This window comes from Pseudomonas sp. R1-18 (assembly GCF_051132095.1).
GTDB lineage: Bacteria > Pseudomonadota > Gammaproteobacteria > Pseudomonadales > Pseudomonadaceae > Aquipseudomonas.
The window spans coordinates 1862671-1883053 of the sequence record NZ_CP071658.1 but is presented as its reverse complement, the minus strand read 5'-3'; the positions used below and the strand labels follow the sequence as shown (position 1 = coordinate 1883053).

Here is a 20383-nt window from a genome sequence, read left to right as displayed (position 1 = left end):
CCCTTAATAAGTCCGAACCTTGGGCTCAAAAGTCGGAACAGTCTTCGGCGAGAAGTTCACGGCACGCTTGGCTACGCGCTTGTCACCCGGGAAGTACAGGGTGTGGCACAGCCAGTTTTCGTCGTCGCGGTCTTCGAAATCTTCGCGGGCGTGCGCGCCACGGGATTCCTTGCGATGTTCTGCAGCGATAGCAGTTGCTTCGGCGACTTCCAGCAGGTTTTGCAGCTCGAGCGCTTCAATACGGGCAGTGTTGAACGCCTGGCTCTTGTCGTTGATCTTGACGTTGGCGATACGCTCGCGCAGGGTCGCCAGTTGTGCGATGCCCTTCTGCATGTATTCACCGGTACGGAACACACCGAAGTAGTTCTGCATGCAGCTTTGCAGCTCTTTGCGCAGCGTTGCGACGTCTTCGCCTTCGGTACGCTGATTCAGACCGCTGAGGCGGGCCAGAGCAGCGTCCACGTCGGTTTCCGACGCACGACGGTAATCGATGCCTTCGTTGAGCGCCTGCTCAAGGTGCAGACCTGCGGCACGACCGAACACGACGAGGTCGAGCAGCGAGTTGCCGCCCAGACGGTTGGCACCGTGAACCGATACGCAAGCCACTTCACCCACGGCAAACAGACCTGGGATGATCTGGTCCGCGCCGGTTGCGTCCTGAGTGATCGCCTGGCCATGGATGTTGGTGGCAACGCCGCCCATCATGTAGTGGCAGGTAGGAACGACAGGGATCGGCGCGACGGCCGGGTCGACGTGAGCGAACGTCTTGGACAGCTCCATGATGCCCGGCAGGCGGCTGTGCAGCACTTCCTCGCCCAGGTGATCGAGCTTGAGCATCACGTGGTCGCCGTCAGGACCGCAACCGTTACCCGCGATGATTTCCTTGACCATGGAACGAGCCACAACGTCACGGCCCGCGAGGTCCTTGGCGTTAGGCGCATAGCGCTCCATGAAACGCTCGCCGTGCTTGTTGATCAGGTAACCACCTTCGCCACGGCAACCTTCGGTTACCAGTACACCGGCGCCGGCGATACCGGTCGGGTGGAACTGCCACATCTCGATGTCCTGAACCGGAACACCTGCACGCAGCGCCATGCCCACGCCGTCGCCGGTGTTTATCAGGGCGTTGGTGGTCGACGAGTAGATACGACCTGCACCGCCGGTCGCCAGTACGGTGGCGTTGGCGCGGATGTAGGAGGTTTCACCGGTTTCGATGCAGATGGCGATGATGCCGACGAACGCGCCGTCCTGGTTCTTCACCAGATCCACTGCGTAGTATTCGTTGAGGAATACGGTGCCGGCTTTCAGGTTGGCCTGGTACAGGGTGTGCAGCAGCGCGTGACCGGTACGGTCGGCGGCGGCGCATGTACGGGCAGCCTGACCGCCCTTGCCGAAGTCCTTGGACTGACCGCCGAACGGACGCTGGTAGATGCGGCCCTGTTCGGTACGGGAGAACGGCAGGCCCATGTGTTCCAGTTCGAACACGGCTTCCGGACCTACGGAACACATGTATTCGATAGCGTCCTGGTCACCGATGTAGTCGGAACCCTTGACGGTATCGTACATGTGCCAGCGCCAGTCGTCGTTCGGGTCGGCCGAAGCAATGGCGCAGGTGATGCCGCCCTGGGCGGAAACGGTGTGCGAGCGCGTCGGGAAAACCTTGGTGACTACAGCGGTCTTGTGGCCGCCCTGAGCCAGTTGCAAGGCTGCGCGCATGCCCGCACCGCCGCCACCGATGATGATGGCGTCGAACGAAAGTGTATTAATGTTAGCCATGAATCAGATACCCCAAAGAATCTGCACACCCCAGACGAAGTAAGCGAACATCGCAATGCCGCATACCGCCTGAAACAGGAAACGTACCGCTGTCGCGGACTTGCCCAGCGCCATTGGCGTCAGGTAGTCGGTCGCGATGGTCCACATGCCGACCCAGGCGTGAGCGCCGAGGGCAACGAGGGACAGCAGACTGAAGATACGCATCCCGTTATGGGCAAACAGTTCATGCCACTGGGCATAGGTCAGGCCGGGGTTGGCGACCAGGTAGCCGATCAGGAAAATGAAATAAGCCGCGAGCACGACCGCCGATACACGCTGCGCCATCCAGTCATAGAGGCCCGAACGTGACAGGTTAGTGACGTTGGTTACCATATCCATACTCCTGCCAGAATGATCATCACCACGGAAACTGCGATAACGATTTTGGAGCCCAGCTTGCCGCCTTCCAGCGTCTCGCCAATGCCCGTGTCCATGATCAGGTGGCGAATACCGGCCACCAGGTGATACAGCAGGGCGGACAGCAGCCCCCAGATGACAAGCTTGGCCAGCGGACTGGTCAGCCACGCCTTAACCTCACCGAAGCCTTCTTCGGAAGCCAGCGACTTGTCCATTGCGTAAAGCGCGAGTGCAATGCCGACAAAGAGGATGACACCGGAGATGCGGTGAAGGATGGACGTGTAAGCAGTGACTGGGAGTTTGATGGTCCTTAGGTCTAGATTTACAGGTCGTTGGCTATTCACGGCTTTTTTTCACACTGAAGAGCCCCTAAAAATCAGGGCAAGTTGTTGGGAAGTGTACTGGTCAGGTACCCACCACCCAGGAAGTGACGACCCCCTTGGAACAGGCACAAAAGCCCCTGGCGGTCGGACGCCGAGTATAGACAGTTAGGTTACTAATGACAACGCGCAGACTTACCGCCAATAGCGCATTGCGCTGAACGAACAAAAGGCGTAAACGGCGGGAAACAGCGTGCTTCCACCCCCTCCTGCAAGCCTTCTGGAACACGACTTTAGGCAAATTGACTTTAGAATTTATCTCACTATAGTGATGCGGGCCCTGCGTGGGGGGCCTGTCTGATGATTTGAAGCATAAATAGGAGGCCACATGGCTGACAAAAAAGCGCAGTTGATCATCGAGGGCGCAGCCCCCGTCGAGCTGCCAATTCTGACCGGTACCGTGGGTCCAGATGTGATCGACGTACGCGGTCTCACTGCCACCGGCCGCTTCACATTCGACCCAGGCTTCATGTCGACCGCCTCTTGCGAGTCGAAGATCACCTACATTGATGGTGACAATGGAATCCTGTTGCACCGCGGCTATCCGATCGAGCAATTGGCCGAGCAGTCCGACTACCTGGAAACCTGCTTCCTGTTGCTCAATGGCGAACTGCCCACCGCCGAACAGAAGGCCCAGTTCGTAGCCGTGGTCAAGAACCACACGATGGTCCACGAGCAGCTCAAGACATTCTTCAACGGCTTCCGTCGCGACGCCCACCCGATGGCCGTGATGTGCGGCGTGGTCGGCGCGCTCTCCGCGTTCTACCACGACTCGCTGGACATCAATAACCCGCAGCACCGCGAGATTTCCGCTGTGCGCCTGGTCGCGAAGATGCCGACCCTGGCGGCGATGGTCTACAAATACTCCATGGGCCAGCCCATGATGTATCCGCGCAACGACCTGAGCTACGCGGAAAACTTCCTGCACATGATGTTCAACACCCCGTGCGAGATCAAACCGATCAGTCCGGTGCTGGCCAAGGCAATGGATCGGATCTTCATCCTCCACGCCGACCATGAGCAGAACGCCTCGACCTCCACCGTCCGGATGGCCGGCTCGTCGGGCGCCAACCCGTTCGCCTGTATCGCAGCCGGCATCGCCGCGCTCTGGGGCCCGGCGCACGGCGGCGCGAACGAAGCCGTGCTGACCATGCTCGACGAAATCGGCGATGTGTCCAACATCGACAAGTTCATCGCCAAGGCCAAGGACAAGAACGATCCGTTCAAGCTGATGGGCTTCGGTCACCGCGTCTACAAGAACCGCGACCCGCGCGCCACCGTCATGAAGCAGACCTGCGACGAAGTGCTGCGCGAACTGGGCATCAACAACGATCCGCAACTCGAACTGGCCATGCGCCTGGAAGAGATCGCCCTGACCGACCCGTACTTCATCGAGCGCTCGCTGTATCCGAACGTCGATTTCTATTCGGGCATCATTCTCAAGGCCATCGGCATTCCGACCAGCATGTTCACCGTGATCTTCGCCCTGGCGCGGACCGTCGGCTGGATTTCGCACTGGAAGGAAATGCTCTCCAGCCCGTACAAGATCGGTCGCCCACGCCAGCTCTACACTGGCGAAGTACAGCGGGACATCGTCCCTCTGGCCGAACGCAAGTAAGCAACACGGAAATGAAAAAGGCTGCCACTGGCAGCCTTTTTTGTGGGCCCGGAATGGCCCCTTCGCCAGCAAGGTGGCTCCCACAGCCCACCAAACGCCGCGACCTTGTGGGAGCGACCTAGGTCGCGAAGAGGCTGGTACATCCGCAGCAGCCCTATCGCCCGTAGTGCCGTCGTCGCGGGCAAGCGCGCTCCTACGAGGATCCGGGCACATGCTGAACCGTGGCAAAACGGCAGTAAAACCGGTTTACCAGGTACGTCAGGCAACTGCGCCCCCGCTCTCGCCAGCGAGCTGGCTCCCACAGGCCTGGGACCAGTCACCCAGCCATAGACAAATCGCTGACCCTCCACAGATTCAACGCAAAATTGTTACTTCTGCGCCCGCTCGCGCAGCGCCTTGAGGGTGTTGAAAGGCGCATCCACCACGAATTTGTTGGCCAGCATCGACGGAACACTGCCGCCGGGCTCGGTGTGCACCTGATAAGTCACTTCAGTCTGGTTGGGCCCCTTGGGTAGCAGCTTCCAGAAACCTTCAACCTTGGTAACGCGGACATAGCCTTTTTCTTCGGGAATGTAGGCAGGCTGCTCTTCCAGCGTTCGCGTCAGGCCGCCATCAGCGCCTTCCGAGGTGGTTATCAATAACACCGAATCCCGCGGCGTCACCGGCCATGGCGTATTGAAACGCGTGTAGGTCCAGGCCTTGTTGCCTTCGTGCTTGAGCAGTTTCTGCGACTGACATTCGTGCACCCAGGCGCAGGCGCCTGCCACGTCCTCCTGAAGCGCCCGGACTTTGGCCACGCTGGCATTAATCACGGTGGTGCCACGATAGGCCTTATACTTCGACCCGGCCACGTCACTCAGCGAAACCTTGATGCCCTCCTCGTCGCGCGCAACCTGCCAGTCCTCGGCATATGCCTCTGCGGCCAGCAGGACGGACAAACCACACACCACAGCCATGCGATACAGCGAACTCATTGTATGTTCCTTATTGTTGAAGTTCTGATGGGCACTCAAGCCCGCCGCTTTGCCTGGTGTCGATTCACGCGACTGCCGTGGCCTGTTCCCACCAGCCAATCAGCCTGATTGCATCCGCCTGATCAACCCCGCATACATCCTCGGCAGCCTGAAACTGACCACACACGGCCGGCCGCTCCGGCCTGCCGAACAGGCCGCAAAGCAGTTCCACGGTCAAATGCAGACAACGCTGCCCTGCCGGCTTGCCATTCGGCATTCCCGGCATGGGCGAGCTGATGGAGGGTGCGATGCAACAAGCACCGCAACCGGAGCGACAGTCCATGACTCGACACCCTGTTGATAATTGGAAAGACGGAGGGATAGTAACCGTCGAAACGAACGTTTGAAAATGCCGTTTCGGACGATGGGCAGGGCCTTACTGCTTGAATTTGAAATCCAGCGCCGCGCCTTCGACGTCGCGTCGATTGTCGTTACGCATCTGCAACTGCATTTCGTTACTCAATAGCCGCCCATTAAGCTCGAAAGGCCCGGCGTCGGAGGGCGTGCTGTTAGTGTCGAACATCGGTGGCAGGATGGGCTTGCGCCTGGCAGGAATGACCTTTGCGGGTGGCTCGAGTTCTTTGACCAGCTCAGGCGGCAAACTCAGATCCAGCTTGGGCGGACTGAGACGCACGTCTTTGGCCGGCGTGTCCTTGCCCGCCTTCTTCGCCTTGCGATTGTCGGCGACCGAATCACGCTTGCCGCCAGTCTTGCCTTGCGCAGCCTTGGGCTCGGCGGTTTTCGTCTGTTGAGCCTGGCCCGACCGAGCGGTCTGTTCCTGCGAGGCAGGATTCTTGCCGGCGACGACCGGAACCACTGGAACATTGGGCGCCATGTCGTGGCTGGGCGTTCCGCTCTGCTTTACCGGGTCAGGCGACACTACCGATTCCGAAGGCGCGTCGACCGTCGAGCGCACCGCCGGTGACGCAGGCGCCGGCGCCTCGACGGAAGATTCGGTCTTGGGCTTGGGAACCGGCGTTTCCCGGGCATCGCAAGCGCCCAGTAACACGACGATCAGCAGTCCTGAACAGCGAAGCAGATTCATAAATGGCAAGGCGACCAAAGCAGATGGAATACATGCTGTTCTCTTGAGTCCTGCATAACAAGACAAGAGTTCCGGCAATCCGAGAAAAACCTGTACGGCTCAATAATTCACTGCGGTTTCCTGACATAGCTGTCTGGCCAGCATCCCCAGCGTCATCAGGGCCCGCTCCGCTTCGCGGTTCCACGGCATGCCGCAGTTGAGCCGGATGCAGTGGTTGAATTGCTCGGTGTTACTGAAGATGAGCCCCGGGGCAATGCTGATTCCCTGCTCAAGCGCACGCACGTGCAGCACCTGTGTATTCACCCGTCCCGGCAGGCTCACCCAGAGAATGAAGCCGCCGGCCGGACGGCTCATCTGCGTGCCTTCCGGAAAGTGCTGCTGAACGGCCAGCTGATAAGCGCTCAGATTCTTCCGGTATTCGTGTCGAATGAAACGCAGATGGCGATCATAACCGCCGTTTTCCAGATAAGCGGCAATGGCCATCTGCGTGACGCTGCATGCCGAGTGAGTGCTGAAGGTCTGCAGGCGCTGAATTTCCGCCTGATACTTGCCGGCGATCATCCAGCCGATCCGCACCCCGGGCGATAGCGTCTTGGAAAAGCTGGAGCAGTAGACAACGCGCCCAAGACGGTCAAACGCTTTCAATGCCTTGGTGCGACCCACTTCGAACATCAGCTCGCCGTAGATATCGTCTTCTACGATCTGAATATCGAAATCAGATGCCAGCCGCAGCAGATGCTTCTGGCGATCTTCCGGAATCGTGCCGCCCAACGGATTGCTCAACCTGGCCGTGAGCACCAGCGCTTTGATCGTCCATTGGTTGGCGGCCAGCTGCAGCGCTTCCAGACTGATACCGGTAACAGGATCACTGGGAATCTCGATCACCTTGAGCCCGAGCAGATCAGCCAGCTGTAACAGACCGTAGTAGGCCGGAGACTCGGCGGCGATCAGATCGCCAGGCCGCGTCAGCACCCGCAGGATCATCTGCAGAGCATCGACACAGCCGTGAGTGATCACCACTTCGGATGGATCGACCACGACACCGGCGTCTCGCATCCGTATCGCCACCTGTCTGCGCAACGGCTCGAAACCGGGGCTGAACATGTAGCTGAAAGCCCGCGGACTGTGGAAACGCGTCACTTTGGCCAACTGCTGATGCAAGGCGCGGACCGGCAGATAATCCACATGCGGCACTGCCGCGCCCAGGGCAAACACGCCTTCGCGCCTGGACTCTTCGAGGACCTGCTGGATGATGCTGCTGCGCGTGACCAGACTTGGACGCTCGACGCGCGCGATATCTGGTGTCGACGCGGTCAGCGCCGGGGTCTGGTGTACGTAATATCCCGACTGCGGACGCGCCCGAATCAACCCCTGATCTTCCAGATTCGCATAGGCCTGAAGCACCGTCGCGTGACTGACATTGAGCTGAGAGCTCATCTTGCGCACTGACGGCACCCGCTCTCCCGGCTGGTACACGCCACGACGGATATCTTCAGCCAGTTGCTGAGCGATTCGTTGATAGAGCAGAAGATTCGTCATATCACATGCCTCAGGATGACCGGCGGGCTAATGCACGGCAATTCGGACCGGAACAGTCAGGAAGTGTACTGGGACAGTTCAACTTGAGGCTAGCGTTGTTACGTATTGAAGTGAGTCGGCGGGGTATCCTGGGCAAAAAAAGGCCCGGAATCTGGGCAGATCCCGGGCCCTGGGGGTGCAGGCATTGGCTAGCGAGCTGCGCCCAACTGACCCTTGTCGTCGGAAAAGACGATTTCGACGCGTCGATTCTGCGCCCGACCGCGCTCTGTCGCATTCACGTCCACCGGGAATTCCTGACCATACCCCTCGACCTGGATCCGCTTCTCGTCCACCCCGAGATCGGTCAGCACGTCCGCTACAGCCTGAGCCCGATCACGGGAAAGCTTGAGGTTTTCCTGACGATCTCCAGTGCTGTCCGTATAGCCTTCAATGCGCACGACTCGGCGCGGATTGAGCTGCAGGAACTGCACCACCTTGAGCACGGTGCGGTTGGCAGAGCTTTTCAGTTCCGCGTGACCGGCATCGAACAACACATCACCCAAGGTCATCACCAGCCCCCGCTCGGTCTGAGTCGTAACCAGGCTAAGAATCTGATCTTCCAGCCACTTGCCCTGCTGCTGAGCGCTGGTCAGCTTCGCCTCGCGCAGGGCCAGTTGCAGACGCTGACGGTCCAGCTCCATCCTGGCCAGCCGCTCCCGGGTCAGCATCAGATTGCTGTGCTCGCGGGCGATCTCGCTATAGCGGCTGCTCAGATACGCGTAATGCTCGACGTCGGACCCGCTGCCCAGATAGCTCGACAGACGCTCGGCACGCGCCAGCGATTCGCCGGCGCGGATAACATCCTTGGGCGCACTGCGCAGTACGTCCGGGTCTTCCTTTACCTTTTGAAAGTCGGCGCTGGCGCGCTGCAGATCCTGCTCGCTGCGGTGCTGCCCGGCACAACCGTAAAGCCCGGCCGAAGCGATCAACAGCGAGAGACTCAAGACACGCTGGAAACGGTTCATTGGCCCTCCCCCAACTGCTTGCGCAGACGGTTCAGCCGGCTGTTCAACTGGTCCACCTGCTCCTGACTCTTGAGCGTCAACACGCGCGCCTCGGCGAGCCGCGCATCCAGCTCCGCCTGCTCGGCTTTCATGCGGGCGTCCTTGAAGGATTCGTCCGCCATGTCAGCGCGAGCGTGAGTGAATTTTGCTTCAGCGGTCTTGAGCTCGGGCTGCTCGTCAGTGGCGCCCACGGCCTTGGCCTGCTCGAGCGCCTGCTCGGTCAGCTTGAATTGTTCGATCGGGGCCGGGTCGCTGGCGCAGCCGGCCAGAGTGGCGAGTGCCATCAGGGCAATAGACAGGCGAATATTCACAACACATTCCTACTTGTTTGAGGCGCTGGCTTCGGCCGGTTGCAGCAACTGGGCTTTCCATATTTCCAGATTGCGCGCGATGAGGTCATCCGACCGACCGGAAACGGCGGATTCTGTCATCTTTTTCGCCAGCTGTCCGCGCAACCAGGGTCCGTTACAGGCGGAATTGAACGACAGCGCCAGATGAAGGCCCGGCGTATCGACCGCAGCCGCCTGGGCGACCATGTCGGCGGACAGTCCAAGTGTCTGGGTCATGACCATTCCGGCATAGCGGCCGGCCAGCACATAATCGACCTGGCCGAGCGCCAGCTTTTGAAAGGCCTGGGTCAGACCGGGTGAGCGCTCGACATCGAGCTGCGCTGCGACCACCGCCTCGAATGACGGCGTCAGCCGGGTCCTGACGGATATCGCACCGGGACGACCATGCAAATCCGCAATGCCGGTGAACGACAGCGCCGGATCGTGGCGGGTCCAGACTAGGATGTCGTTGCGTGCAATGGGAGGATGGATGAAATCCAGCGCATCAAGCTGGGCCTCGCTTAAAGGCGCGTCCACCAGCAAGTCCATGCGACCGCTGCGCACCTCTTCCAGCGCCTGACTGCGCTTGCCCGCGTACAGAAATTCGACCGTCACACCCAGTTCGCTGGCCGCCTGCCGCAACAGGTCGGCATTGGCGCCCATGAGGTGTTTCGGATCCTGCGGGTCCCGCCACAGATAGGGCGGTGCGTCCGGGCTACCGGTGGCGATCAGCCGCTCGCATTTCCCGGCAGCGGTCGCCAGCGGCGCGGCGGTCCCCAGCGCGGCGACGACCAGGGACAGCAGCAATGGCCTGCCCATGAATCTTCCTTTTTCGAGCCAATAAAAAACCCGCCCTCCGGCCCTGCACACCTGCGATACGCAGGGCGCGTGACTGAAAGAGCGGGTTCTCTTTATAGAGCAAGTGCCTGGCTTAGACCAGCTTCTCCAGCTCCGGAATCGCTTCGAACAAGTCCGCTACCAGGCCGTAATCGGCTACCTGGAAGATCGGCGCTTCCTCGTCCTTGTTGATCGCAACGATCACCTTGGAGTCCTTCATGCCCGCCAGGTGCTGGATCGCGCCGGAGATACCGACCGCGATGTACAGCTGTGGCGCGACGATCTTGCCGGTCTGGCCGACCTGCATGTCGTTGGGCACGAAACCGGCATCGACGGCGGCACGCGAAGCGCCTACGGCTGCGCCCAGTTTGTCAGCCAGTGCGTACAGGTGCTTGAAGTTGTCACCGTTCTGCATGCCACGGCCGCCGGAGACGACGATCTTGGCGGCGGTCAGTTCCGGACGGTCGGACTTGGCGAGCTCTTCGCCAACAAAGCTGGAAATGCCGGCGTCGTGGGCAGCCGAGACCGCTTCCACGGATGCCGAGCCGCCTTCGGCCGACACGGCGTCGAAACCGGTGGCGCGCACGGTGATGACTTTCACCGCAGCAGTCGATTGCACGGTGGCAATGGCGTTACCGGCGTAGATCGGGCGAGTGAAGGTGTCCGGCGACTGAACCGAGATGATCTCGGAGATCTGGTCGACGTCCAGCTTTGCGGCGACGCGCGGCAGGATGTTCTTGCCGTTGGAAGTAGCGGCGGCCAGTACGTGGCTGTAGCTGCCGGCCAGCTCGACCAGCAGCGGCGCGACGTTTTCCGGCAACTGATGTGCGTATGCGGCGTTGTCGGCAACCAGCACCTTGGAAACGCCCGCGACCTTGGCCGCGGCTTCTGCCACGGCCGCAATGCCGGCGCCGCTGACCAGCAGGTGGATATCGCCACCGATCTGCTGCGCGGCAGCCACGGTGTTCAGCGTGGCCGGGGCCAGGCTGGCGGTGTCATGTTCAGCGAGAACCAGGATAGTCATCAGATCACCTTCGCTTCGGTTTTCAGTTTTTCGACCAGTTCGGCCACCGACTTGACCTTCACGCCCGCGCTGCGCGCGGCCGGCGCTTCGACCTTGGTGGTCTTGTTGGTCGAAGCCACGGAAACGCCCAGCGCCTCGGGCGTCAGCGTTTCAAGCGGCTTCTTCTTGGCCTTCATGATATTGGGCAGCGATGCATAGCGCGGCTCGTTGAGGCGCAGGTCGGTGGTCACGATGGCCGGCAGGCTCAGCGAGACGGTCTGCAGACCGCCATCGATTTCGCGGGTCACGGCAACCTTGTCGCCGGACACTTCGACCTTAGAGGCGAAGGTGCCCTGCGCGTAACCGCTCAGCGCCGCCAGCATCTGGCCGGTCTGGTTGTTGTCGCTGTCGATGGCCTGCTTGCCGAGGATCACCAGCTGTGGCTGCTCCTTGTCGACCACAGCCTTGAGCAGCTTGGCCACGGCCAGGGAAGTCAGTTCTTCGGCGGACTCCACCAGCACGGCGCGATCGGCGCCCAGCGCCAGCGCGGTGCGCAGTTGTTCCTGAGCGGTAGTCGGGCCGATGGTCACGACCACGATTTCGCTGGCCACGCCTTTTTCCTTCAGGCGCACCGCTTCTTCCACGGCGATTTCGCAGAAGGGGTTCATGGACATTTTGACGTTGGCGAGATCGACGCCGGAGTTGTCCGCCTTGACGCGAACCTTGACGTTGTAGTCGACCACTCGTTTGACAGCTACAAGAACCTTCATGGATTCCTCGTTACTCTCCGGTGAAAAGAAAGTCGCCCGGTAATACCAGGCGATCGATATGTGTCCTCAACAAGCAATCGTTCGGGTGCAGGCAAGACGGCGAAAACCCATATAAAGGCAAACACGGGGGGCCGGGACGCTCAGGGTGTGTAAAATGCCCTGCAAGACGCGGCATGAAAGCCTGCACCGCATTCGCCTGATGCCTTTTGAACGAGTTCATCGAACCACGTTTCAGCCTACGGCGAACGCAAAACCGCCCGTATCTTGACCGCAACGCCTTTTCCGGTCAATACGCCAAATCGGCCAGTGATGAGTCTGACATCTTTGATTTCTCTGGCCTGCGGCCGATTCAAACGAACGTTTGTATTGGACCTGCCAAGTGGTGTAGATATAATGCGCGCCATTAATAAAGACCAGTCGACGTCAGCGTCTGCGCTGGTCAGATACAGCTGTACATAAAAGCTACCGTGAGCCTTGAGAGTAGGAGATAGCCTGTGGAACGCGAATACATGGAATTCGACGTCGTCATCGTCGGAGCCGGCCCTTCCGGGCTTTCCGCGGCTTGCCGCCTGAAACAGCGCGCCGCCGAAGCCGGACAGGAAATCAGCGTCTGCGTGGTGGAAAAAGGCTCCGAAGTCGGCGCACACATTCTGTCCGGCGCGGTGTTCGAACCCCGCGCCCTGAATGAACTGTTCCCGGACTGGCAAGCGCTGGGCGCCCCGCTCAATACCGAAGTCAAACGCGACGACATCTACGTGTTGCGCGACGCCGAGCGGGCATCCAAGATCCCGGACTTCTTCGTTCCCAAGACCATGCACAACCATGGCAACTACATTATTTCCCTGGGCAACCTTTGCCGCTGGCTGGCGCAGCAGGCCGAAAACCTTGGCGTCGAGATCTATCCGGGCTTTGCTGCACAGGAAGCCTTGTTTGACGAGAACGGCGTGGTGCGCGGCATCGTTACCGGTGATCTGGGTGTCGACCGCGAAGGCAATCCCAAGGAAGGCCTCTACACGCCGGGCATGGAGTTGCGCGCCAAGTACACACTGTTCGCGGAGGGCTGCCGCGGCCATATCGGCAAACAACTGATCAAGCGGTTCAACCTCGACAGCGAAGCCGATGTCCAGCACTACGCCATCGGTCTCAAGGAAATCTGGGAAGTCGACCCGGCCAGACATGAACAAGGCCTGGTGGTACACACCGCAGGCTGGCCGCTGGACGACGCCAACCCGGGCGGCTCGTTCCTGTATCACCTGGAAAACAATCAGGTAGTCGTCGGACTGATCGTCGACCTGTCCTACTCCAACCCGTACCTGTCGCCATTCGACGAGTTCCAGCGTTACAAGCATCACCCGGTGATCAAACAGTATCTGGAAGGCGGCAAGCGTATCAGCTACGGCGCTCGCGCCATTGCCAAGGGCGGGCTCAATTCGCTGCCTAAGATGGTGTTCGCTGGCGGCGCGCTGATCGGTTGCGACCTGGGCACCTTGAACTTCGCCAAGATCAAGGGCAGCCACACAGCGATGAAGTCCGGCATGCTCGCCGCCGATTCAGTCGCCGATGCGCTGCTGGCCGGTAAGGAAGGTGGCGATGTGCTGACTTCCTACGTCGAAGCCTTCAAGGCCAGCTGGATCCATGAAGAACTGTTTACCAGCCGTAACTTCGGCGCGGCGATCCACAAGTTCGGCGCGATCAAGGGCGGCGCGTTCAACTTCATCGACCAGAACATCTTCCGTGGCAAGCTGCCGTTCACCCTGCATGACAAGAAGCCGGACTACGCCTGCCTCAAGCTGGCGGCCGATTCGAAAAAGATCGAGTACCCCAAGCCGGACGGCAAGCTCAGCTTCGACAAGCTCAGCTCAGTGTTTCTCTCCAGCACCAACCATGAAGAAGAACAGCCTTGCCACTTGAAACTGACCGATCCGAGCATTCCGATCTCCAAGAACCTGCCGCTGTATGACGAACCGGCACAGCGCTATTGCCCGGCGGGTGTGTACGAAGTGATCACCAAAGAAGACGGCGAAAAGCGCTTCCAGATCAACGCGCAGAACTGCGTGCACTGCAAGACCTGCGACATAAAGGACCCGGCGCAGAACATTACCTGGGTCGCACCGGAAGGCGCGGGCGGGCCGACTTACCCGAATATGTAACCCATGAAAAAGGCTCCTTCGGGAGCCTTTTTTATTGTTCTGGTTCAGTAACACACACAACCTTGTAAGAGCTGGCTTGCCTGCGATCTGGCGCGCAGCGGCAGCAGAATCAGACAACGCGGTCGATCAGATTGACCACATCGCCAACAAGCTACCTGCCACAACATCAAATCCATCAAGACGCACGCAGATGCACGCCTTCCTGCACCGGATTGCGTTCGAAGTAGCGTTTGTACTCGCGACTGAACTGCGAAGCGCTCTGATAGCCGACCTTGAGCGCCACCTGCGCGACGCCCAGCCCCTCGGCCGCCAGCAATTGCTGAGCCTTGAGCAGGCGCAGCCGCTTGAGGTACTGAACTGGCGACAGCAACGTGCTGCGCTTGAAATGTTCATGAAAGGTCGACGGACTCATATTGGCGCAACGGGCCAGTGTCTCGACATTAAGCGCCTGCGCGTAATGCTCGTGCAGATAGCTCACGGATGCTGCGATACGCGCGAATTGCCCGTGGTGTTCGACCAGCGCCCGCAACACACCGGCCTGCGGTCCGCGTAAAGCGCTGAATACCACGTCGCGAACACGAGCCGCGCCCATCACCTGACACTCCAGCGGGTCCTGAAGGCAGCGCAACAGACGCTCGACACTGGCGCGCATGCTTTCATCAATCTGCACCGATGACATTGATTCGGGTGTCTGCAACTCGCATTGCTCACTGTCCTGGCTGCCCATCAACTGCACCAGCTCGCCCAGCAACGTTCGGTCGATAGCCACCGCCACCCCGTACAGCGGCCTGTCGGGCGTGGCGAAGGTTTCACACTGAAACGGCACCGACAGCGCCTGAATCAGATAATGCCCGGCGCCATATTCGAAAGTTCGCGGCCCCAGACACGCAACCTTCCGGCCCTGAACCACGATCATCAGGCTGGGGTCGTATATCTGCGGACTGCTCGCGACGTAGCTGAACGCCGACAGCACCTGCACTTCAGGCAAATGAGTCGGCACAAAGCCCGGGCGCACGGCGAGAGGCTTGATCAAAGAAACCAGACTGGCTGTAGCGTTCAGGGGCGATTCGAAAGACATGGGGCAGGCACAGGTAGAGAAATAGACAGCTGCATCATCGCAGATTTGCGAGCCAGAGCGGTGCCGACGAAGCCCCTCCGGAGGAATAGGCATGAATGACGTAGGATTCGCCATAGCGACCAAAGCGTTGCGACCGGACAATGATCGTCTGAGGTCGAACACCTCAAACCCATTTGAATCTTAGCGAGGTAATACATATGTACACCGCCATCGGTTACGCCGCTCAATCCCCGACCGCTCCCCTCGCCCCGATGACTTTCGAGCGCCGCAACCTGCGCGCGGACGACGTTGCCATCGAGATTCTGTACTGCGGCGTCTGCCACTCCGACATCCACCAGGCTCGCAACGAGTGGGGCATCGCGGTTTACCCGCTGATGCCGGGCCACGAAATCGTCGGTCGCGTCACCGCCACGGGTGGCGAGGCCACTCGCTACAAGGTCGGCGATCTGGTGGGTGTCGGTTGCATGGTCGACTCCTGCCGCCAGTGTTCGGCCTGCAAGTCGGATCTGGAGCAATATTGCCTGGAAGGCCCGACCATGACGTACGCCACGCCTGACCGTGTCGACGGCAGCAACACCATGGGCGGCTATTCCAACAGCATCGTGGTGGCCGAGCACTTCGTCGTGCGCATCCCGGAAAAACTCGACCCCGCCGCCGCCGCGCCGATTCTCTGCGCCGGTATCACCACCTACTCGCCGCTCAAGCACTACGGCGTGAAGGCCGGCGACAAGGTCGGTATCCTGGGCATGGGTGGCCTGGGCCACATGGGCATCAAGTTTGCCAAGGCGATGGGCGCCGAAGTGACCCTGTTTACCCGCTCCGCCGCCAAAGCCGCGGAAGCGCGCCGCCAGGGCGCCGACCACGTGATCGTGTCCACCGACGCCGAACAGATGAAAGCCGCCGCGGGCCGCTTCGACTTCTTGCTCGACACCATCCCGGTGCAGCACGACCTCAACCCCTACCTGCAGACCCTGCGCTTCGATGGCGTGCATATTCTGGTCGGCCTGATCGAACCGGTCGAGCCACCGGTGCATGCCGCCAACCTCGTCATGAGCCGTCGGGTGCTAGCCGGTTCGCTGATCGGCGGCATCGCGGAAACCCAGGAAGTGCTGGATTTCTGTGCCGAGAAAGGCATCACCTGCGACATCGAAATGCTCGACATCCGCAACATCAACGAAGCCTACGAGCGCATGCTGGCCGGTGACGTGAAGTACCGCTTCGTCATCGACATGGCCACGCTCAAGGCCTGATCCGCTTCACGCCGCCCCCAGCTCGGCCGACAGTCCCGCAGCGATCTCCTTGATCAGCGGGACCAGCTCGGCCATTTTCTCCAGGGGCATGTACGGCACGGTGCTGGCGATACTGATGCCAGCGACGATCTGCTTGCTGGCGTCACGTACCGGTGCCGCCACGCAGCGGATAGACGGTTCGTTGTCTTCCAGATCGAACGCGTAACCGCCCTGCACATATTCCTTGCGACGTTCGCGCAGCTGCTCCCAGGTCTGCTGCTCGTGCGCCGGCCATAAGGCGGGTTTCTCGGCGACCGGCAGGCTGACATCGTAAAGCCTGCGCCACTCCTGTTCCGCGGCGTCCAGCAACAACGCCTTGCCGATACCGGTTCGTACCAGTGGCATGCGGTGTCCGACCCGCGAGCGCATTTCCGGCCCGTTGCGGCCCGGGTTCTTGTGCAGATACAGCACCTCGTCTCCTTCGCGAACCGCCAGATGCACGGTATCGCCGGTCGCCTGCGACAGCTGGTCCAGCCAGGGCCGCGCCAGAATGGCCAGCGGCACTTCCTCGCGCGCCTGGAAACCCAGCTCGATCAGCTTGGGGCCGAGCAGGTAACCCACCTGCGGCAGCACACGCAGGTAACGCTCCTCCACCAGGCAACTGACCAGACGATGAGTCGTGCTGCGCGTCGTACCGATCAGCCGGGCAATTTCCTTGAGATCCCGCGCGCCGCTGGCCACGGCCTGGACGACGCCCAAGCCGCGTAGCAGGGTTTGCGTCCCGGTCGGCGCAGTTTCCCGCGGGCCATCCTTGCCGGCGGCGGGCCGGGCGATCAATGAATCGTTTTGCATATCGGACGTATCCAGTCGGGAAGCTGGCAACATTATCGTCGCCAGCCTTGGGGCAATGCCAGAACCACAGCGTCAGAGCTCGATACGCTCGACCTTGCCCACCAGCAGGATGTACGACAGCGCACCGATCAGGGCCAGACCGGCGATGTAGGTGATCGCCGGGGCGAAGGAGTCGCCGGTTGCCAGAAAACCGATGACGATCGGCGTGGCAATGGCCGCCAGGTTGCCGATGAAGTTGAAGGTGCCGCCGGTCAGCCCCAACAGGCGCGCCGGTGCCAGGGTGGACACCAGCGACCAAGTGATCGACGCCAGCCCGTTGCCGAAGAACGCCAGCGCGAGGAACGCGATGACCAGCGCCGTGGAGTCAACATAATTGGCGCCGATGATCGAGGTGGAGATCAACAGACCGGAAATGATCGGCAGCTTACGGGCGAAGCCAACCGAATATCCGCGACGAATCAGCCAGTCCGAGAAGAACCCGGAACACAGCACGCCGACAAACGCTGCCAGAAAAGGTAACGAAGCCAGCAGGCCGGACTTGATGAAGTCCATGCCGCGGTACTTGACCAGATAAGTCGGAAACCAGGTCAGGAAGAACCACAGCGTCGAGTTGAGACAGAACTGCCCGAGGTAGATGCCCCACAATTTGCGCTGGGTCAATACGATACGCAGGCCCGCGGCATCGAAGCCGCGCTTCTTCTGCTTGTCGGTCTCGGACTGGATGTCCACCAGCCCGCCGCCTTCACGGATCAGGTCGATCTCTTGCTGGTTGACGCCTTTGAAATCGCGGGGCTCGCGGTACACCGCATACCAGATCACCGCCCACAATACGCCGACGCCGCCCGTCACTACGAACACCATGTGCCAGCCATACGCCGCCTGCAACCAGGCAAGCACCGGCGTCAGAAACGCCAGGCCGACGAATTGACCCGAGGTGTAGAACGCGATGGCCGTGGCCCGCTCACGTTCCGGGAACCACGACGTAACGACCCGGCTGTTGATCGGGTACGCCGGCGCTTCCAGCGCGCCAACCGCCATCCGCAGCACGAACAACGCGATGAAGCTCGCCGCGAAGCCGAGCATGATGGTCGCCACCGACCATAGCGCCAGTGCCACTGTGTAAAGAATGCGCGGTGGCACCCGGTCGACCAGCCAGCCTCCCGGCAGCTGCATGGCGGCATAGGTCCAGCCGAACGCGGAAAAGATCAAGCCAACGTGCACGGTGTCCAGGCCCAGGTCGCTGGTCAGCGCGGGCGCGGCAATCGACAGGTTGCTGCGGTCCAGATAGTTGATCACCACGGTGATGAACAACAGCACCATGATGAAGTAACGTTTGCGGGTGGGGGTCACCAGAGATGCGGCGCCTTCCAGGGTTCGTGTGTGCATGAGGTGTGCCTCTTATTGGATTTATTCGAGGGCTGCATGTCGACGGGGCTGCATATCGGAACTTCGCGCCGCGCCGCCCCTTTGAAGCAAGGCGTTGCGGCGCGACGCCCCCGTCAGCGTGCTGTCACCACTCGGCGAAGCTGCCGTCGGCGTGGCGCCAGATCGGGTTGCGCCAGCGATGGCCGATGGCCGCGCGCTCCTTCACGTATTCCTCGTTGATCTCTATGCCAAGGCCCGGACCGTTCGGAATCTTCACCATGCCTTTGTCGTAGTCGAAGACTTCCGGATGCTTCACGTAATCGAGCAGATCGTTGCTCTCGTTGTAGTGAATGCCCAGGCTCTGCTCCTGGATGAAGGCGTTGTAGCAGGCCGCGTCGAGCTGCAGACATGCCGCCAGCGCAATCGGCCCCAACGGGCAATGCAGGGCCAGCGCCACGTCATAGGCTTCGGCCATGTTGGCAATCTTGCGGGTTTCGGTGATGCCACCGGCGTGAGAGGCGTCGGGCTGGATGATGTCCACATAGCCTTCGCTCAACACGCGCTTGAAGTCCCAGCGCGAGAACAGGCGCTCGCCCAGCGCGATCGGGGTGCTGGTCAGCGGCGCCAGCTCCTTGAGGGCTTCGTAGTTTTCGCTGAGGACCGGCTCTTCGATGAACATCAGCTTGAAGGGGTCCAGCTCCTTCATCAGAACCTTGGCCATCGGCTTGTGAACGCGACCATGGAAATCCACACCGATACCGACGTTCGGGCCGACCGCATCGCGCACGGCCGCCACGCTCGCCAGCGCCAGATCGACCTTGTCGAAGGTATCGAGGAACTGCAGCTCGGCGGTGCCGTTCATCTTCACGGCGGTAAAGCCGCGATCCACCGCTTCACGCGCCGCGCGCGCAGTGTCCGCCGGACGGTCGCCACCGATCCATGAATAGACGCGGATCTTGTCGCGCACCTGACCGCCGAGCAGGTCGCTGACCGACACGCCCAGCGCCTTGCCCTTGATGTCCCACAAGGCCTGGTCGATGCCGGCCAGCGCACTCATGTGCACTGCACCACCACGGTAGAAACCGCCGCGATACAAGACCGTCCAGATGTCCTCGATATTGCGTGGGTCCTTGCCGATCAGGTAGTCGGATAACTCATCAACGGCGGCCGCCACGGTGTGGGCACGACCCTCGACCACCGGCTCGCCCCAGCCGACGACACCTTCGTCGGTCTCGACTTTCAGGAAGCACCAGCGGGGAGGAACGATGAACGTTGTCAGGCGAGTGATTTTCATGGGAACAGTTCTCTTATTGATCTTGGGGAAATGTCAGTTTGCAGAGCCGGTCAGCTCGCGCCATGCGCGGACGTAGGCAGTGGCCCGGTCCTGCACGTCAGCGGCCGTCATGCCAGGCTTGTACAGGCCGGAGCCCAGACCGAAACCCTTGACGCCTGCCTCGACGAACGCGCGCATGTTGTCCGGCGTGATACCGCCGACCGGAAGCAATACAGTTCCAGCGGGCAGCACGGCCAGCCACGCCTTGACCACGGCGGGTGACATCTGCTCGGCGGGGAACAGCTTGAGTACATCGGCACCTTCGGCCAGTGCGGCGAACGCCTCGGTCGGCGTGGCCACGCCTGGCGACAGGAACAGCCCGGCAGCCTTGGCCGCGCGTAGCACCTTGGCATCGCTGTGCGGCATGACGATCACCTGCCCGCCTGCGTCCCTGACCTGCGTCACCTGCTCGGGCGTCAGCACAGTGCCGGCACCGATCAGGCAGTCAGCCGGCAGCCGCTGGCGCAGCAGGCCGATGCTGTCCAGTGGTTGCGGTGAGTTGAGCGGCACCTCGATGACGCGGAAACCCGCCTGGTACAGCGTATCGCCGACGGCTGGTGCTTCTTCGGGGCGCAGCCCGCGCAGGATGGCGACCAGGCCGTTTTCTTTCAGTGCTTGTTTAAGCAT

General features: G+C 60.9%; 20 protein-coding genes. 3 read left to right on the top strand and 17 right to left on the bottom strand.

Going from position 1 to position 20383, the window contains the following annotated elements:
• Nucleotides 1–3 precede the first annotated feature (3 nt).
• Genes sdhA through sdhC form a run of 3 tightly spaced genes read right to left on the bottom strand, consistent with a single transcriptional unit; the run spans nt 4 to nt 2516 of the window.
• On the bottom strand, nt 4–1776 hold the full coding sequence (gene sdhA, locus J3P77_RS08670) for a succinate dehydrogenase flavoprotein subunit (RefSeq protein ID WP_434681109.1): 1773 nt from the start codon (nt 1774–1776) through the stop codon (nt 4–6).
• Nucleotides 1777–1779: 3 nt separating this feature from the next.
• Nucleotides 1780–2148: a succinate dehydrogenase, hydrophobic membrane anchor protein gene (sdhD, locus tag J3P77_RS08665; protein WP_434681107.1), complete on the bottom strand. Its 369-nt coding sequence runs from the start codon at nt 2146–2148 to the stop codon at nt 1780–1782.
• Nucleotides 2142–2516, bottom strand: a complete 375-nt coding sequence (sdhC, locus tag J3P77_RS08660) for a succinate dehydrogenase, cytochrome b556 subunit (RefSeq protein WP_434681105.1) — start codon at nt 2514–2516, stop codon at nt 2142–2144. The genes sdhD and sdhC overlap by 7 nt, the downstream gene beginning before the upstream one ends.
• A 364-nt stretch (nt 2517–2880) precedes the next feature.
• Between sdhC and gltA the strand changes: the two genes are divergently transcribed.
• Nucleotides 2881–4170, top strand: a complete 1290-nt coding sequence (gene gltA / locus J3P77_RS08655) for a citrate synthase (protein WP_434681103.1) — start codon at nt 2881–2883, stop codon at nt 4168–4170.
• 368 nt (nt 4171–4538) lie between these two features.
• Here the strand turns inward: gltA and J3P77_RS08650 are convergent, their stop codons facing one another.
• From J3P77_RS08650 to J3P77_RS08610, 9 genes are all read right to left on the bottom strand, one after another.
• Entirely contained in the window at nt 4539–5144 is a 606-nt protein-coding gene (locus tag J3P77_RS08650; RefSeq protein ID WP_434681102.1) for an START domain-containing protein, read from the bottom strand.
• 64 nt (nt 5145–5208) lie between these two features.
• Nucleotides 5209–5466, bottom strand: a complete 258-nt coding sequence (locus tag J3P77_RS08645; RefSeq protein ID WP_434681099.1) for a YkgJ family cysteine cluster protein — start codon at nt 5464–5466, stop codon at nt 5209–5211.
• A gap of 93 nt (nt 5467–5559) precedes the next feature.
• A complete protein-coding gene (locus J3P77_RS08640; protein WP_434681098.1) occupies nt 5560–6228 on the bottom strand; it encodes a translation initiation factor 2 in 669 nt (222 codons plus the stop codon).
• A 99-nt stretch (nt 6229–6327) separates the two neighbouring features.
• On the bottom strand, nt 6328–7767 hold the full coding sequence (locus J3P77_RS08635; protein ID WP_434681096.1) for a PLP-dependent aminotransferase family protein: 1440 nt from the start codon (nt 7765–7767) through the stop codon (nt 6328–6330).
• Between the two features lie 188 nt (nt 7768–7955).
• Complete coding sequence (locus tag J3P77_RS08630; RefSeq protein ID WP_434681094.1) at nt 7956–8771, bottom strand: OmpA family protein; 816 nt, start codon at nt 8769–8771, stop codon at nt 7956–7958.
• Nucleotides 8768–9121 carry a DUF4398 domain-containing protein gene (locus tag J3P77_RS08625; protein ID WP_434681092.1) on the bottom strand — a complete coding sequence of 118 codons (354 nt, stop codon included), beginning with the start codon at nt 9119–9121 and terminating at the stop codon, nt 8768–8770. The genes J3P77_RS08630 and J3P77_RS08625 overlap by 4 nt, the downstream gene beginning before the upstream one ends.
• A gap of 9 nt (nt 9122–9130) precedes the next feature.
• Complete coding sequence (locus tag J3P77_RS08620; protein WP_434681090.1) at nt 9131–9958, bottom strand: substrate-binding periplasmic protein; 828 nt, start codon at nt 9956–9958, stop codon at nt 9131–9133.
• A gap of 112 nt (nt 9959–10070) precedes the next feature.
• The gene (locus J3P77_RS08615) at nt 10071–11000 is read right to left on the bottom strand and encodes an electron transfer flavoprotein subunit alpha/FixB family protein (RefSeq protein WP_434681089.1); all 930 of its coding nucleotides are present in this window, start codon (nt 10998–11000) and stop codon (nt 10071–10073) included.
• On the bottom strand, nt 11000–11749 hold the full coding sequence (locus J3P77_RS08610; RefSeq protein ID WP_434681088.1) for an electron transfer flavoprotein subunit beta/FixA family protein: 750 nt from the start codon (nt 11747–11749) through the stop codon (nt 11000–11002). Before J3P77_RS08610 ends, J3P77_RS08615 begins: the two co-directional genes overlap by 1 nt.
• A gap of 494 nt (nt 11750–12243) precedes the next feature.
• On the opposite strand from J3P77_RS08610, the gene J3P77_RS08605 reads away from it, so the two are divergent.
• The gene (locus J3P77_RS08605; RefSeq protein WP_434681086.1) at nt 12244–13899 is read left to right on the top strand and encodes an electron transfer flavoprotein-ubiquinone oxidoreductase; all 1656 of its coding nucleotides are present in this window, start codon (nt 12244–12246) and stop codon (nt 13897–13899) included.
• A 175-nt stretch (nt 13900–14074) separates the two neighbouring features.
• Here the strand turns inward: J3P77_RS08605 and J3P77_RS08600 are convergent, their stop codons facing one another.
• Nucleotides 14075–14977, bottom strand: a complete 903-nt coding sequence (locus tag J3P77_RS08600; protein ID WP_434681084.1) for an AraC family transcriptional regulator N-terminal domain-containing protein — start codon at nt 14975–14977, stop codon at nt 14075–14077.
• 197 nt (nt 14978–15174) lie between these two features.
• Between J3P77_RS08600 and J3P77_RS08595 the strand changes: the two genes are divergently transcribed.
• Nucleotides 15175–16227, top strand: coding sequence for an NAD(P)-dependent alcohol dehydrogenase (locus J3P77_RS08595; protein ID WP_434681082.1), 1053 nt, complete (start codon nt 15175–15177; stop codon nt 16225–16227).
• A gap of 6 nt (nt 16228–16233) precedes the next feature.
• Here J3P77_RS08595 and J3P77_RS08590 read toward each other — a convergent pair whose 3' ends face one another.
• From J3P77_RS08590 to J3P77_RS08575, 4 genes are all read right to left on the bottom strand, one after another.
• Entirely contained in the window at nt 16234–17058 is an 825-nt protein-coding gene (locus tag J3P77_RS08590; RefSeq protein WP_434681081.1) for an IclR family transcriptional regulator, read from the bottom strand.
• Between the two features lie 72 nt (nt 17059–17130).
• Nucleotides 17131–18444, bottom strand: coding sequence for an MFS transporter (locus J3P77_RS08585; RefSeq protein ID WP_434681080.1), 1314 nt, complete (start codon nt 18442–18444; stop codon nt 17131–17133).
• A 124-nt stretch (nt 18445–18568) separates the two neighbouring features.
• Nucleotides 18569–19717: a galactonate dehydratase gene (gene dgoD, locus J3P77_RS08580; RefSeq protein ID WP_434681079.1), complete on the bottom strand. Its 1149-nt coding sequence runs from the start codon at nt 19715–19717 to the stop codon at nt 18569–18571.
• 33 nt (nt 19718–19750) lie between these two features.
• Nucleotides 19751–20383 carry a 2-dehydro-3-deoxy-6-phosphogalactonate aldolase gene (locus tag J3P77_RS08575; protein WP_434681077.1) on the bottom strand — a complete coding sequence of 211 codons (633 nt, stop codon included), beginning with the start codon at nt 20381–20383 and terminating at the stop codon, nt 19751–19753.

What these genes read in the sequence shown, in the direction of transcription:
- sdhA (WP_434681109.1), bottom strand. Translation starts at nt 1,776, where the DNA reads ATGGCTAACATTAATACACTTTCGTTCGACGCCATCATCATCGGTGGC.
- sdhD (WP_434681107.1), bottom strand. Translation starts at nt 2,148, where the DNA reads ATGGTAACCAACGTCACTAACCTGTCACGTTCGGGCCTCTATGACTGG.
- gltA (WP_434681103.1), top strand. Translation starts at nt 2,881, where the DNA reads ATGGCTGACAAAAAAGCGCAGTTGATCATCGAGGGCGCAGCCCCCGTC.
- J3P77_RS08650 (WP_434681102.1), bottom strand. Translation starts at nt 5,144, where the DNA reads ATGAGTTCGCTGTATCGCATGGCTGTGGTGTGTGGTTTGTCCGTCCTG.
- J3P77_RS08645 (WP_434681099.1), bottom strand. Translation starts at nt 5,466, where the DNA reads ATGGACTGTCGCTCCGGTTGCGGTGCTTGTTGCATCGCACCCTCCATC.
- J3P77_RS08640 (WP_434681098.1), bottom strand. Translation starts at nt 6,228, where the DNA reads ATGAATCTGCTTCGCTGTTCAGGACTGCTGATCGTCGTGTTACTGGGC.
- J3P77_RS08635 (WP_434681096.1), bottom strand. Translation starts at nt 7,767, where the DNA reads ATGACGAATCTTCTGCTCTATCAACGAATCGCTCAGCAACTGGCTGAA.
- J3P77_RS08630 (WP_434681094.1), bottom strand. Translation starts at nt 8,771, where the DNA reads ATGAACCGTTTCCAGCGTGTCTTGAGTCTCTCGCTGTTGATCGCTTCG.
- J3P77_RS08620 (WP_434681090.1), bottom strand. Translation starts at nt 9,958, where the DNA reads ATGGGCAGGCCATTGCTGCTGTCCCTGGTCGTCGCCGCGCTGGGGACC.
- J3P77_RS08615 (WP_434681089.1), bottom strand. Translation starts at nt 11,000, where the DNA reads ATGACTATCCTGGTTCTCGCTGAACATGACACCGCCAGCCTGGCCCCG.
- J3P77_RS08610 (WP_434681088.1), bottom strand. Translation starts at nt 11,749, where the DNA reads ATGAAGGTTCTTGTAGCTGTCAAACGAGTGGTCGACTACAACGTCAAG.
- J3P77_RS08600 (WP_434681084.1), bottom strand. Translation starts at nt 14,977, where the DNA reads ATGTCTTTCGAATCGCCCCTGAACGCTACAGCCAGTCTGGTTTCTTTG.
- J3P77_RS08595 (WP_434681082.1), top strand. Translation starts at nt 15,175, where the DNA reads ATGTACACCGCCATCGGTTACGCCGCTCAATCCCCGACCGCTCCCCTC.
- J3P77_RS08590 (WP_434681081.1), bottom strand. Translation starts at nt 17,058, where the DNA reads ATGCAAAACGATTCATTGATCGCCCGGCCCGCCGCCGGCAAGGATGGC.
- J3P77_RS08585 (WP_434681080.1), bottom strand. Translation starts at nt 18,444, where the DNA reads ATGCACACACGAACCCTGGAAGGCGCCGCATCTCTGGTGACCCCCACC.
- dgoD (WP_434681079.1), bottom strand. Translation starts at nt 19,717, where the DNA reads ATGAAAATCACTCGCCTGACAACGTTCATCGTTCCTCCCCGCTGGTGC.
- J3P77_RS08575 (WP_434681077.1), bottom strand. Translation starts at nt 20,383, where the DNA reads ATGCTTAAACAAGCACTGAAAGAAAACGGCCTGGTCGCCATCCTGCGC.